The organism is Vibrio sp. 10N.247.311.51 (assembly GCF_041467855.1).
GTDB lineage: Bacteria > Pseudomonadota > Gammaproteobacteria > Enterobacterales > Vibrionaceae > Vibrio > Vibrio coralliirubri.
Window position 1 is genome coordinate 1 of record NZ_JBFSVK010000038.1, and the last position, 13,786, is coordinate 13,786.

At 42.3% G+C, this 13,786-nt stretch carries 11 protein-coding genes; 3 read left to right on the forward strand and 8 right to left on the reverse strand.

The window, feature by feature from the left end; genetic code table 11:
* Nucleotides 1-454: 454 nt before the first annotated feature.
* The 8 genes from AB6E85_RS23590 to AB6E85_RS23625 all read right to left on the reverse strand — a co-directional run bounded on the left by AB6E85_RS23590 (nucleotide 455) and on the right by AB6E85_RS23625 (nucleotide 8,763).
* A complete protein-coding gene (locus AB6E85_RS23590; RefSeq protein WP_372144441.1) occupies nucleotides 455-1,231 on the reverse strand; it encodes a phosphoadenylyl-sulfate reductase in 777 nt (258 codons plus the stop codon).
* Entirely contained in the window at nucleotides 1,224-2,951 is a 1,728-nt protein-coding gene (gene cysI / locus AB6E85_RS23595) for an assimilatory sulfite reductase (NADPH) hemoprotein subunit (RefSeq protein ID WP_372144443.1), read from the reverse strand. The genes AB6E85_RS23590 and cysI overlap by 8 nt, the downstream gene beginning before the upstream one ends.
* A complete protein-coding gene (locus AB6E85_RS23600) occupies nucleotides 2,951-4,816 on the reverse strand; it encodes an assimilatory sulfite reductase (NADPH) flavoprotein subunit (protein ID WP_372144445.1) in 1,866 nt (621 codons plus the stop codon). The genes cysI and AB6E85_RS23600 overlap by 1 nt, the downstream gene beginning before the upstream one ends.
* A gap of 123 nt (nucleotides 4,817-4,939) precedes the next feature.
* The gene (locus tag AB6E85_RS23605; protein WP_004735813.1) at nucleotides 4,940-5,170 is read right to left on the reverse strand and encodes a hypothetical protein; all 231 of its coding nucleotides are present in this window, start codon (nucleotides 5,168-5,170) and stop codon (nucleotides 4,940-4,942) included.
* A 191-nt stretch (nucleotides 5,171-5,361) separates the two neighbouring features.
* Nucleotides 5,362-6,033, reverse strand: a complete 672-nt coding sequence (locus AB6E85_RS23610) for a TIGR04219 family outer membrane beta-barrel protein (RefSeq protein ID WP_372144447.1) — start codon at nucleotides 6,031-6,033, stop codon at nucleotides 5,362-5,364.
* Nucleotides 6,034-6,168: 135 nt separating this feature from the next.
* Nucleotides 6,169-6,390 (reverse strand): envelope stress response protein PspG, encoded by a 222-nt coding sequence (gene pspG / locus AB6E85_RS23615; RefSeq protein ID WP_017059950.1) that lies wholly within the window; start codon nucleotides 6,388-6,390, stop codon nucleotides 6,169-6,171.
* 206 nt (nucleotides 6,391-6,596) lie between these two features.
* The gene (gene dusA / locus AB6E85_RS23620; protein WP_371723620.1) at nucleotides 6,597-7,577 is read right to left on the reverse strand and encodes a tRNA dihydrouridine(20/20a) synthase DusA; all 981 of its coding nucleotides are present in this window, start codon (nucleotides 7,575-7,577) and stop codon (nucleotides 6,597-6,599) included.
* A gap of 265 nt (nucleotides 7,578-7,842) precedes the next feature.
* Nucleotides 7,843-8,763 (reverse strand): LysR family transcriptional regulator, encoded by a 921-nt coding sequence (locus AB6E85_RS23625; RefSeq protein WP_372144449.1) that lies wholly within the window; start codon nucleotides 8,761-8,763, stop codon nucleotides 7,843-7,845.
* Nucleotides 8,764-9,099: 336 nt separating this feature from the next.
* Here AB6E85_RS23625 and AB6E85_RS23630 point away from each other — a divergent pair, with 336 nt between their 5' ends.
* From AB6E85_RS23630 to AB6E85_RS23640, 3 genes are all read left to right on the forward strand, one after another.
* Nucleotides 9,100-12,429, forward strand: a complete 3,330-nt coding sequence (locus tag AB6E85_RS23630; protein WP_372144451.1) for a putative Ig domain-containing protein — start codon at nucleotides 9,100-9,102, stop codon at nucleotides 12,427-12,429.
* A gap of 350 nt (nucleotides 12,430-12,779) precedes the next feature.
* Nucleotides 12,780-13,238: a zinc uptake transcriptional repressor Zur gene (gene zur / locus AB6E85_RS23635; RefSeq protein ID WP_017059941.1), complete on the forward strand. Its 459-nt coding sequence runs from the start codon at nucleotides 12,780-12,782 to the stop codon at nucleotides 13,236-13,238.
* Nucleotides 13,239-13,255: 17 nt separating this feature from the next.
* Nucleotides 13,256-13,717 (forward strand): chemotaxis protein CheX, encoded by a 462-nt coding sequence (locus AB6E85_RS23640; RefSeq protein ID WP_017059940.1) that lies wholly within the window; start codon nucleotides 13,256-13,258, stop codon nucleotides 13,715-13,717.
* The last annotated feature ends 69 nt before the right edge of the window (nucleotides 13,718-13,786 follow it).

Consider the following 13,786-nt stretch of genomic DNA (forward strand, 5'->3'; position numbering starts at 1 on the left):
ATATTCATCAACGAGTGCCCACACAGATTGATAGGTTTAAATTGTTAAAGAGCTTCTCTTCGTTGTGACTTACATCACTTCGGAAGAGGCGGCCATTCTAGCGTTTTAATTCTCAGTGTCAAACACTTTTGAAAATTAATTTCTACTTTTAAAAAGTAGAAGCGAATAATCGCTTAAAGCTAGTTGCCTTACTAACATTCTTCGCTGAAGCCTTGTGGCGTCTACCGTGTCAGTGAGGCGGCATTATAGAGATGTTCCTCACATTGGCAAGTGTTTATTAAAGAAAAATGTAAAAATAACGGTTAGATGACGAATAAACACTCAAAGCCTTATTTGTGCAAGTTTAACTACAAAGTACCTACAGAATAACCACAGACTTATCCACAATTGCTCTAATTTTCATCCTAGAAAACAAAAAAACTGCCTTATGGCAGCTTTTTAAATGGCAATGAGTCTAAATCCCAGAGCCATATTGCTCTCCATCGTCTTCATGGAGACCACATTCTCGTTTTAGACCATTAAAACGAGTTTCTTCTTCAGTCATACCCGGTTCCCATTTCTTAGTCGTATGAGTATCTCCAACAGAAAGGTACCCCTGCTCGCGAAGTGGGTGGTAACTGAGACCATGCTCTTCTAAGTAATAATGAACATCTTTATTTGTCCAATCAATTACTGGCAAGAACTTAAACACACCATTTTGGATAGATAAGATAGGCAAGTTTGCACGCGATTGAGATTGCTCTCTTCTCAACCCAGAAAACCAAGTGCCAGCCTCGAGCTCATCCAGCGCTCTTCTCATCGGTTCAACTTTATTAAGCTTGTTGTACTTCTCTATCCCTTCTATACCTTGATCCCAAAGTTTGCCATATTGCGCTTCTTGCCAATTAGGGCTCTGCTGAGAACGAAAAACTTGAAGGTTTAGAGTCAACTTCTGACTTAACTCATCGATAAATCGATACGTTTCCGGGAATAGATACCCAGTGTCCGTCAAAATAACCGGAATATCTGGTTTTGCTTGAGTCACTAAGTGCAGCATCAACGCCGCTTGGATTCCGAAACTAGAAGACACAACATGTGTCCCTTCTAAATGTTCTAGTGCCCACTTAACTCTTTCTAATGCGGTTAGCTGCTCTAACTCAGTATTGATTTGTCCAAGACGAAGTATTTGCTCCGTCTTAGTCAATGCGAGTAGCTCTGCTAACTTCAGTTTTGAAGCGACAGAATTATGCATGCAGATCCCTCTTTGAAATGATCACCTCTTCGATGATGCCAGCTCGGATTGTAAAATCACCGAACCCTTCATTGTCGTTACGTTCCGTAGCCCAACGTCCCACCAGCGAATCAATCTCTTCTAAGATCTGAGCAGAAGTGATGTTCTCTTTATACATCTTCGGGATACGAGTTCCGGCTTTGTTGCCACCTAAGTGCATGTTGTAACGCCCCGGCGCCTTGCCGACTAAACCCAGTTCAGCCAACATTGCACGACCACAACCGTTTGGACAACCCGTGATACGAAGGATGATGTTATCTTCTTCTGGTAATCCATGTTTCTTCAGAATGTCTTCAACATCCGTTACAAACTCAGGAAGAAAACGCTCTGCTTCTGCCATTGCTAAAGGACATGTTGGGAATGCCACACACGCCATAGAGTTTTTACGCTGCTCGGAAACGGCATCATCCATCAAACCGTATTGATGTGCCAGCTTTTCAATTTTTGCCTTTTGGCTCTTAGGTACACCTGCAACAATTAGGTTTTGGTTCGCTGTCATGCGGAAGTCACCTTTGTGGATCTTCGCTATTTCAGCAACACCTGTTTTCAGCGCTTTTCCTGGGAAATCAAGTAAACGACCATTTTCGATGAATAATGCTAAGTGGTGCTTACCATCAATGCCTTCCGCCCAACCGATACGATCGCCACGGCCAGTAAACTCATAAGGACGACTTTCAGAAAACTCAACGCCTGCACGTTTTTCTACTTCTGCTTTGAATACATCAATACCAACACGGTCTAGTGTGTATTTGGTTTTTGCGTTCTTACGGTTCGAACGGTTACCCCAATCACGCTGAGTCGTTACCACTGCAGCTGCTACATCTAACGTTTTATCTAATGGCACAAAACCAAAGTCGTCAGCTTTACGTGCATAAGTAGAGGTATCACCGTGTGTCATTGCTAAACCGCCACCAACTAACACATTAAAGCCCACCAGCTTTCCGTCTTCAGCAATAGCAACAAAGTTAAGATCGTTAGCATGAACGTCCACATCATTTTGCGGAGGAATGACAACCGTCGTCTTGAATTTACGTGGTAGGTAGTTACTACCAAGGATAGGTTCTTCATCCGTTGTTTCTAGCTTTTCTCCATCTAACCAGATTTCTGCATAAGCACGAGTCTTCGGTAATAGATGTTCACTGATCTTTTTCGCCCACTCATAAGCTTCTTGATGAAGTTCAGATTCAACTGGGTTTGTCGTACACAGAACATTTCGGTTTACATCACCCGCTGTTGCAATGGAATCAATGCCAATGTTATTTAGCGTTTGGTGCATCAATTTAATGTTCGGCTTCAAGACACCGTGGAACTGAAACGTTTGACGAGTTGTTAGACGAATTGAACCGTAAGAGGTGCTTTCATCGGCGAACTTATCAATCGCCAACCACTGCTTTGGAGTGATGATGCCACCAGGCATACGCGCACGAAGCATTACGTTGTGTAACGGTTCGAGCTTTTGCTTGGTACGTTCGTTACGAATATCACGGTCGTCTTGTTGATACATACCGTGGAAACGAATCAACTGAAAGTTATCAGCAGTAAAGCCACCGGTTATACGGTCTTGGAGATCTTGTTCAATCGTACCGCGTAAGTTATTACTTTCACGCTTAAGACGCTCATTGTCAGCCAAAGGTCCAAGTACTTGACCTAGCACTTCTTGCTCTATTACTTGCTTGCTCATTAGTACACATCCCTTTGGTAACGTTTCGCTTTACGTAAATCATTAATATATTGTTCAGCTTGCTCTCGGCTCTGGTTGCCATGTTTTTCCGCTATCGTAACTAACGCTTCATGGACATCTTTCGCCATTCGAGTTGCATCTCCACATACATAGAGGTATGCGCCCTCTTGCAGCCATTGCCAAACCTGCTCTGCTTGTTCGATCAAACGATCCTGAACATAAACCTTTTCTTTTTGGTCACGACTAAAGGCAACATCTAGCTTGGTTAGCGCACCAGACTTAAGGTACTTCTGCCATTCAACTTGGTATAAGAAATCTTGAGTAAAGGTACGGTCACCGAAGAACAACCAGCTTTTGCCTTCAGCATCATTATTTTCACGCTCTTGAACGAAACTGCGAAAAGGTGCGATACCTGTACCCGGGCCGACCATGATGATTGGTGTATTGTCGTCTTGTGGTAGTTTGAAGTTATTGTTGTTCTCAACAAACACCTTCACTTCACCACCTTCTTCAAGGCGTTGAGCTAAGAAGCTAGAAGCCCCACCTAAGCGAGACTCTTCACCTTTTTGGTATTCAACCAGACCAACCGTTAAGTGAACTTCTTCATCTACTTCTGCTTGGCTTGATGCAATAGAGTAGAGGCGCGGAGTCAGCTTACGTAACAGGCCAATTAACTCATCAGCCGATAGCTTGGTTTTCTTTTCAGCGAGTACATCGACGATTTGTGTATTACCCGCATATTCACGAAGCTTGTCTTTATCTTCCACCAGCTTGATTAACTTCTTGCTGCCCGATAACTCAGCAAACTTAGTCACAAGTTGAGGATTTGAAGTCGTAATCTCAAATTTACTCACTAGCGCACTATGGATAGATAGATTGTCACCATCGACATCGACACTTTCGATACCCGACAACCCAACCTTAGAAAGGATCTGATTCGCGAGTTCTGAACTGTTTTCATACCATACACCTAGCGCATCGCCGGGTTGGTAGGTAATGCCAGATTCATCAAGATCGATCTCGATATGACGAACATCTTTACCCGAGTCACGACCGGTGATCTTTTGACTGGTTAATAGTGTCGCTGTATATGGATTCTGTTTGGTGTACTGCGAATGACCGGCAGCCGCTTGGCCTACTGGCAACTGAACGATGTCAGCCTCGGCACCTGTCGATAGCGTTTCTTGAACTTGTGATAACGCTTTAGCGCGCCATTCCGTTGCTGACTCTTCGTAATCAACATCACAATCAAGGCGATCGACAAATGATTTAGCACCAAGCTTAGCGAGGAAGTTATCGAAGTCTTTAGCCGTTTGGCAGAAGAACTCATAGCTTGAGTCACCTAAACCAATCACACCGTATTGTAGGTTTGATAATTTTGGCGCTTTCTTCGATTGAAGGAATTCATGCAACTCAATCGCGTTATCAGGCGCTTCGCCCTCACCATTGGTTGAAGCTACGAAAATGACGTGTGTCTCTTTGGCTAAGTTCTTACCTTTATAATCACTCGCATCGAAAAGCTCGACCGCGATTCCTAAGGCCTTGGCTTCTGCCTCTAACGATTCAGCGACGCCTTTAGCATTACCGGTTTGAGAAGCGAAGATAATGCTGAGCTTGCCCGCTGGCTTAGCCGCTACTGCAGCGGCCGCTTGAGCGATTGGCGCAGCAGCACCGACAGGCTGAGCTTGGCTCACTCCCCAAAGGTAACCACTGACCCATGCCAGTTGCTGTGAAGAAAGTTCAGAAACAGTTTGCTGAAGATGACCCAATTGTTGGTCATTAAGTGGTGCTGCTAGCCGAGGTAGCTCATTAGCCCCAGACTGTGCATTATTATTTTGTGAAGACTCTTTCTTATTTAAAGACATGGTCACGACATCCCTAATCATTGCGTGACGATAGATTAACCACTCCTTTTAATAACAAGAAAGAATAGAAAAGTATGTTTTATAACTTTTTGGAAGTAAAAACCGATTGAAACCTAAATTGTCTTACTGGTTTTCAATGCGTACTTGCTGAAAGCCAACCGCCATTGCCGACTTAGATGCTAGGTCTAAATCCGCATAATGACACTCTTCGCCATGAACATCAGTCAGCAGAACAAAGCCGCCGCCCATATGACGAAACTCCACAACCCAAGACCCTTCTTGAATTGAGGGCTCTATGATGGCTTCAACTAACAGGTTTTCTCTATATAAATTTCGTAATTCATTGAGTGTCATATTCCATCCCTTGCTTTGACCTCACTACATAGACCTTATAAGAATAGACGCTAATTAGCTCTCTGTATTAAGGATGGTCGAAAGTGATGAATGTGCTAACTAATTCCAGAAAGATATAATCAATAGATATAAAAAACGCCACTTAATAAAGTGGCGTTCTTAAAATTCGTTCTAAATTTGCTTTATATGGCCTAGAAGCGCACTTCAGCACCAGCAAACCAACCATCGACCATGACAAAACTTTTGCCTAGTTCTGAGCTAAAGAACTCATCCGAATCTAGGTCGATAACACGGTAACCACCACGCAGGGCAATTTCAGATTCTGATACAGGGATTCGATATTGAACACCCGCCATCAAGTCAGTGCTCTTGATACCACTGCTATCACCGAACTCCATCGTACCAATGATATCGAAGTTGGTGTCCGGCACATTGATCTCTGCGTTACCGTAGAAGCTCCACGTGAACTCATCAAACGTCGATGTTTTCGCCCCCGTCGCTTTTGGTTCAATGTAATTAGAGTTTGAGTATTGAGTAAACGTCACACCAGCATCGAAGTTCATCAACTTGTGCTCTAACAGTGTGTAGTAAAACGTGTAGTCGTACTTATCAAAAGCCAACGAGTCCGCATCAATAGAGGTATAACGGAAGCTAGCATTTGGGAGCATTGGGGCATTATGCTCAAATGCGAAATACAACGAAGGTGAGTTAGAGTCGTCATCTTGTTTAACTTCGTTTAGCTTTGTACTTCCCCACCACATATCGGCACCGACTTTAGCCGTGTAAGAAAACTCTTCGGCAGCAGACACTGCTGAACTTAAAGATAGCATTCCCACTAAAGCAATTAATGGCATTTTATTCATTTGAGATAGCTCCAATTCCATATCGTAGTGCTAATTGTATGCACATTCATAGATTATTGGGGAAAATTCTACCACACATCTTAAATTCTCAAACGATAAACCGCTGACGAGTAAAGATTTGACGGCACTATGACCTTAGTAACGTCTCTGGTTAGAACTGTGTACAAAGTTTTTGAAAAACCACACACCGATTGCAATCACGATCAACCAAGGCAGTAACTTAAACACGACGCCCATCATACCTAAGACCAACATGACTAATAACGCGACTCCGGTTGCAGCCAATACCGTCATAAACGTGATACCAGTGACAAGTAGAGTTGCGACGAAAATAAGAACAAAGATTAATTCAAACATAATGGTCTCCCTAATGAGTTAATGACCTATCTTTCCTACTTTCTAACATTGCAGCTTCCATACCAAGTATGCCAATCCAACAAAACCCTTATTTATCAGACAAATAAAAAGCCACACATCTTCATGCATGGCTTTTCGGAAACTTGTGGTGGTAAATTTAGCCTCTAATGGCGAATTTAGCCTTAAGCTTTTAACTTAGAGGGAGATTAAACATTTAACTCTTTAGGGATCTTAGCCAATGCCGTTTGCATCACTTCGATACCTGCACCTTTCTTATGTGCATTTTCACTGATGTAGCGACGCCATTGTCTTGCACCAGGCATGCTTTGGAACAAACCAAGCATATGACGAGAGATATGGCCAAGACTAGCGCCATTTGAAAGTTCACGTTCGATGTACGGGTACATCTCTTCGACAACCTGTGAGCGCTTCTTGATTGGCGTGTCTAAACCAAAGATCTGCTGATCGACTTCAGCCAAGATAAACGGGCTATGGTAAGCCTCACGACCGATCATCACGCCATCAAGGTGTTGCAAATGTTCTTTAGTTTGCTCAAGAGTAGTAATGCCACCATTCACGGCAATCACCAGATCAGAAAAGTCTTTCTTGATTTGGTATGCACGATCGTAATCTAGAGGTGGGATCTCACGGTTCTCTTTCGGGCTAAGACCACTCAACCATGCTTTACGCGCGTGAATAGTAAATTGCTCACAGCCACCTTTTTCAGAAACCGTCGAAACAAACTTAGTTAAAAACTCATAAGAGTCTTGGTCATCGATACCGATACGCGTTTTCACGGTAATTGGGATATCAGTGACTTCTTTCATCGCCGACACACAATCTGCCACCAACTCTGGCTCAGCCATCAAGCATGCACCAAAGCGACCATTCTGAACTCGGTCTGAAGGACAACCTACGTTAAGGTTCACTTCATCGTAACCACGCTCACCAGCAAGCTTGGCACAAGCAGCTAAATCAACCGGGTTTGAACCACCGAGTTGAAGTGCAAGAGGATGTTCTTGCTCGTTATATTCTAGGAAGTCGCCCTTACCATGTAAGATCGCGCCCGTTGTTACCATTTCCGTGTACAGAAGAGTCTGCTGAGAAAGCAAACGGTGAAAGTAACGACAGTGGCGGTCAGTCCAATCGAGCATGGGTGCAACGGATAAGCGGGATGATGGGTGCATATTAGATACCTCTTAGAAATTCAACGATATAGCTCATAGCACACCGCTTTATGTGTTAGCTGTTCTTATGTTGAGAGAATGAACGATCACCTTCAGCTCAACATAAGGCGGGGGATTATACAGCCCTACCAGCATTGCTTCAATCATAAGCAGGCTTGGCACGTTCCCTTTAATCCCAGGTCTAATTGCCAAATCATGAGTTCCTAAATGGTCTCAATAATTTCTATCTACACTAATGTCACTGGCACAATCGCAGTACCACTAACTAACCAGATAAAGCATTAATAGCGGCAGCTTTAACCTTTTCTCTCAACCAGGTAACTGATGGATCAAGACTCCTAGCTTTTGACCAATACACACACGCCTCAACTTTTTGCTCTAAAAAATCATTACCCAAGATTTTTAGATTAAATACGTCTAAGCTGTCAGTTACCATTTTACGAGTAAAAATAGCAAGGTTATTACTGCCTTGAGTTGAAGATAGTAACCCCCAATAACTCGCAACTTGTCTTTTCACTTTACGCTTTTGCAAAAGTTGGACACTAGAGGGCCGTAAGCTCTCGAAAAAACTGTGATTACCAGAGATACTTGAAAGTGTAACGTGCTGATGTTCTAGAAACTCACTCTCGCTTATTAGGCTTGCAGGAAATGCAGGATGATTTTTCCGACAAACAACAACTAACTCATCGTCATAAATCCTGTGAGAATGTATTGATGGTTCAGTTTCGGAAAAGCCTTCTATTGAGAGATCAATCGTACTTAGTCTTAGCATATCCTTGGTTTCTTTTGTACTGTGATTATCAACTAAAATCGTCACATACGGAGCTTCACTTTCAACCACCTTAAAAAGCTCGGGGATTAAAGTATGCTCAAATAGACTGATGGTTGATATTTTAAATACACGCTTACTCAAACTCGGATCAAATCTGGTCCTCGTTGCTGATAGTGCATCTAACTTTAAAATTGCATCAGCAATATCTGGATAAATTTCTAACGCAAATGCTGTCGGTCTAACGCCTAGCTTCTCCCTAACAAAAAGTGGATCATTATAAATATCTCGCAATTTTGAAATACTTTGACTAACTGATGGCTGAGTTATCCCTAACCGCTTCGCTGCCTTAGTATATTTTCTCTCTTCTACGACCGCAGCAAAAATAGCTAACAAGTAGTACTCATTAAAGTTCATACGCGTTACTGATATAAATATTATTATATTTTATGATATCAGTGATTTATCTTTAAAAAGTAGACTTTATACGCCTTTCCCCCACTACACCGCACTGATTTAGTTAAATAATTGATGCTCTGTTTTATTACGCCATGCTCTGTTACATCAATCAAAAGCGACACATCAAAGTTCACAAACTGAAGTTCCACCAACTAGATATAAATTTACTTATATCTGATAGTGCCAATTTTTCCCCTAAAAAACGTAGACTTCGCGATTTTATGAGGTGATTACATCTCATTTAAATATAGCCAAACCAAACACTAAGGCTCACCTACGAAGGACGTAAGAGTAATGAAAAAAATCAGCTTGCTGGCAGCGGCAGTTTCAATGGCGTTAACGGGTTGTGGGAGCGATGACTCAAACTCTTCATCAACACCAACACCAACACCAACACCAACACCACAGTTCACAATCACAGCCATTGATGGCTACCTAAATAATGCCGAAGTTTATATTGGAGATAACTGTGACTCGTTTGTAGGTCGAACCAACTCAAGTGGCCAACTAACACTCGAGCTTACGGATGAAATTGTTGATCAAAAGGTGTGCATTAAAGCCATTGCAAATGAAACGATTGATATGACCCGCGGCGTTGTTGTTGATGAATTTACCCTTGCTGCACCTTCAGTACCAGAAAGTTCTGACGAACCTATGATTGTCAGTCCAATGACTAACCTCGTTGTTGAACAAATTAAGCATGCCGAAGAAAATGGCGCCGAAATGACTCAAGAAGAAGCAGAACAAGCTGTTGTTGAATCTTTCAATACTAATGATGATGTGGTTTATACCTCTGAAGATATCTTTGGCGATTACGTTGCAGTAGCTGAAGGCGAAGGTGAAGAAGCAGAAAAAGCTCAAGCGGTCAACGTTGTTGGTGAAACGTTAGTTGACAATGACGATGTGCTTGACGTTGAAGAGCAGCTAAATGTTGTTTCAGATATTTCACAAGAAACGTCAGACATTATTGCCGATGAGACCCAAGAGCTAAGTGATGATTATTCTCCGATTGTTCATACTGGTGAAAACGGCTATGAAGGTATTGAGACTAACCATCGTCCTACCCAAGCTGAAGACACCAACATTCAACCAGTCGCCTTCGAACTTGGCCAATCACGTAGCTATGAATTAAGTGCACTTTTCATTGATGCTGATGGCGACGCCTTAGTGTATACCGTTGACGCACAAAAAGAAGCAGGCGCTGATATTACGAACGGTGGTACAACTTTAACGGTTACTCCCACTCAAGCTGGTGTGTACGATGTGTTGATCTACGCATCTGATGAAGCATCTCGTTCTTACCCATTAGTGCTAAATGTAACGGCAACAACACCCAATACTGCGCCAGTCTTGAATGAGCACAATACCGTACAGTCCGACCTTGATGCTTTAAATCTAACAGCAACCCAAAGAGTTGATGAACGTGTATCGATTAACGACTTGTTTATCGATACAGACAACGACGTACTGACTTACGACGTGACAGACGTGACAGGGAATGGCTTGAGCATCAATGCTGATAACGAAAGCACTGAGCTGCATATTATTGGAGCACCAGAACAAGAAGGTACATTTACATTCAACGTTACTGCGAATGATGGTTACCATTCAGTTAGCACTGAGCTGAGTCTAAATGTTGAGGAGGCGCCAAATGCTATTCCTGATTTAAACGAAAAAGAGCAGCAGCGCATAGCAGATGAGCTTACAGAGCTTAATTTGCAGGTAGGTATTGCTGTGAATAGTAATATTAGTCTTGAACAGCTATTTATTGATGATGATACGTTAGTGCTGACAGCGCAAAATACTATCGAAGGTGTTGATACAACCATTAATGATTCTACTCTTACGCTAACAGGCACTCCTGAATCTTCAGGTGATAAAACTCTTACAATCTCTGCTTCTGATAATGTGAACCCTCATGAATCGGCATCATTTACTGTACCTGTGGCAAAAGAGGATTCTTCAGAACCTACAGATCCAGTATTACCTGCTCCAACCCCTCGTTTTGAAGACAAGCACTTTATTGGCGGTGAGTGGCGCATGGGTGAGATTGGTGAAGATGAGCATGACCTAGAGATGGGTTGGGCTTCGCTGATGAAAGACCAAGATCAGCACTACTTCTGCTGGGAGAAAAGCAAGGATATTAAGACTCCTGAACAGCTTTCTGAACTAGAGTTACCTGAAAATAAAACACTTGTTATCGATCCAAACAGCGAGCATTGCTGGCCTATTGAAATCCAATCGGATGGCACATTACTTGGTGACGGAGAGACCTACACACCTGTTTATACATCAGAAAACAATGGGGACTACCAAATTGTTTATGAACTTGAAGGTGGTTTGTATTGGTTAGACTCTACTCAAGATTTGCCATTCAGCGCGATGCTACCTGTCCCAGATATGGATCAAACATTCTATCAAAGCATTGACTGGGAAAACGACTCTGATGTAGCACTACGCTTACGCAGTGCAAACTTCACAGTTAATCAACAAAATATTTATGCTGCAGACGTGACAAAGTCAGGAATATTTACTGCTCGTGACTTAGAAGCCTATGATGATTATTTATTGCCAATGGTTTGGGCTGGTACTTGGGAAATTTCAACGTCAGATGATGGTAAAGAGCTACTAAGTTACGATTCATTTAATACTGCAAACTATGAACAGCAATATATGCGCCAATTTAATGATGGTGAATTACGAATTCTTGTTGCTCAGCATGGAGATGAAGACGGAGAAAAGGTAGATATCGTTCTCGAATCACCCGATGAATCATTATTGCGTAGTATCAATGCGATATGGGACCCAAGCTCAACACAACCTAAGCCAACACCAACACTACCAGAGCTCCTTGACCCAAGCTTACTTGACGGCAAAACGTTCTATATGACTGAATACGGTTCATCTACTGGGAATGGGGATTTAGAGCATAGCGTTGTATGGTGTGATGCAGTCAAATTTGAAGATGGCATTTACTACTGGAATAAACGTAATCCATCGAACAATACCACTTGCCCCAAAGATGCTGACTTGATTGAAAGCGGTACATATACCATTGATGAAGAAAACTCAGTAATGGTTGTTCAAGCTGATATTTACTCAACAATTTATACCGTAATTGGAGATGCCAGTGACCTCTCACCGGGCGCTCTATCAGTCATTGCTCATGGCTCTCGTAAAGCTCACTTTACAGATAAAAGTGCGGTAGAAGATCGCCTAAATGCTCAATCAAGCTCAAATAATCAAACTGAAAACACTTTTGATTTTTACTTACCTACAGAACAAGAATACGTGTCTCAGCTCGGTCAGGTTAGTATCAGTTTGACTAACTATAGAGCAATCATTGAGTTTGAAAACGCAATGAATGGGGATGCTGTTACCTGTGAAGTGCTTGAAGATAACTTTGATAACTTTCGGTTAAGCGACGGTGCTGATGCTAGTTATTGGTGGGGTTGGGGAAGCAACCAGTGCTCCGACGATGCAATGGGCAATGCTTCGATTAGCTTCAGCCATTCCCTAACGTTAACTCCAAATAGTATTTATAGCTTTATTGGTAGCACGGAGAGTCGTTACCAAGAATCTGTAAAATACAATACCCGCTGGGATAGCACTCCAGTAAATTAACCATTTTTACTAACGCTATTTTATGTAAGGCCCAACATTTATTGGGCCTTTTAAGATCACAACGGTACATTTGTCTCGATAATCTATTATCTGAGTGAAAAGCCGATTCCACATCAACAGATATCTCACCATACGAGCTTTTACTCATACTTTTTTATAAACCCATTCACCAGATCTCTAATTCAACCTCATTAATCAGTTATGCCTTGAGTCACACTGTCATTTTGAGTTACCTTGTCTTATTCAAAGTCGTGGGTCACAATACGCTCTGTACCTGACTTTAATAGAAATCATTGGCTCCCAAAACGTAGTAACCTAGAAATAAGGTTTGATTAGGGATGTCCGATTGAATGGTGAAAAATTTGGACCACACATTAATAGAGCAAGTTGAAGGGATATGCGCATCGCGAGGCGTTAGATTAACACCTCAAAGAAAGCGAGTGTTTGAGCTCATCCTCTCTAATAAAAAAGCCTCCAGTGCTTATGAATTATTAGAGCAGTTGAAAGTCAGTGAACCACAGGCCAAGCCTCCTACAGTTTATCGCGCTTTGGATTTCTTGTTGGAACAAGGTTTCATTCACCGAGTTGAGTCAACCAATAGCTTCATATGCTGTTGTTCTTGCAATGCCAACAAGCATTTCTCCCAACTACTGATCTGCGATAAATGTGGCACTGTGATAGAACTGCAAGACGATGCGCTTGTCACCCTACTCGCCAGTAACGCTGAGAAGCATGGCTTTCAATTGACGAATCATGTCATTGAATCGCATGGCATTTGCCAATCTTGCTCCTCCGAGATGAAAGAATAAGATTATAGAAGAACATTATGCGCGCTGAATTTGTAAACCCGTTTTTAGCTTCTTTGATGAACGTATTAAAAACGATGGCTTCTCTAGAATTGAAGCCACAAAAACCGAGAGTTAAGAAAGATGAAATCGCTCGTGGTGATGTATCCGGCCTAATTGGTATGGTTGGTACACAATCTCGTGGCTCTATGTCGATCACCTTTGATGAAGGTCTCGCTCTCGAAATCATGGAGAACATGCTCGGTGAACGACCAAACGGCCTCAACGAAGAAGTGACCGATATGGTGGGTGAAATCACTAACATGGTGACTGGCGGTGCAAAACGTATTCTTGCGGAAAGCGGTTTTGACTTCGATATGGCAACACCAATCGTGGTTTCCGGTAAAGGTCATACGATTCGTCACAAGTGTGACGGAGCAATCATCATCATGCCTTTCTCATCTCAATGGGGTAATGCTTTCATCGAGATCTGTTTCGAATAGAAACAACCGCAGTAAAAAATACAAAAGGCTGACGTGCATGCGTCAGCCTTTTTTATTACCTGCGATTTA

Excerpts from the sequence above, each read along its gene's own strand:
- AB6E85_RS23590 (WP_372144441.1), bottom strand. The coding sequence starts at position 1,231 with ATGCATAATTCTGTCGCTTCAAAACTGAAGTTAGCAGAGCTACTCGCA.
- cysI (WP_372144443.1), bottom strand. The coding sequence starts at position 2,951 with ATGAGCAAGCAAGTAATAGAGCAAGAAGTGCTAGGTCAAGTACTTGGA.
- AB6E85_RS23600 (WP_372144445.1), bottom strand. The coding sequence starts at position 4,816 with ATGTCTTTAAATAAGAAAGAGTCTTCACAAAATAATAATGCACAGTCT.
- AB6E85_RS23605 (WP_004735813.1), bottom strand. The coding sequence starts at position 5,170 with ATGACACTCAATGAATTACGAAATTTATATAGAGAAAACCTGTTAGTT.
- AB6E85_RS23610 (WP_372144447.1), bottom strand. The coding sequence starts at position 6,033 with ATGAATAAAATGCCATTAATTGCTTTAGTGGGAATGCTATCTTTAAGT.
- pspG (WP_017059950.1), bottom strand. The coding sequence starts at position 6,390 with ATGTTTGAATTAATCTTTGTTCTTATTTTCGTCGCAACTCTACTTGTC.
- dusA (WP_371723620.1), bottom strand. The coding sequence starts at position 7,577 with ATGCACCCATCATCCCGCTTATCCGTTGCACCCATGCTCGATTGGACT.
- AB6E85_RS23625 (WP_372144449.1), bottom strand. The coding sequence starts at position 8,763 with ATGAACTTTAATGAGTACTACTTGTTAGCTATTTTTGCTGCGGTCGTA.
- AB6E85_RS23630 (WP_372144451.1), top strand. The coding sequence starts at position 9,100 with ATGAAAAAAATCAGCTTGCTGGCAGCGGCAGTTTCAATGGCGTTAACG.
- zur (WP_017059941.1), top strand. The coding sequence starts at position 12,780 with ATGGTGAAAAATTTGGACCACACATTAATAGAGCAAGTTGAAGGGATA.
- AB6E85_RS23640 (WP_017059940.1), top strand. The coding sequence starts at position 13,256 with ATGCGCGCTGAATTTGTAAACCCGTTTTTAGCTTCTTTGATGAACGTA.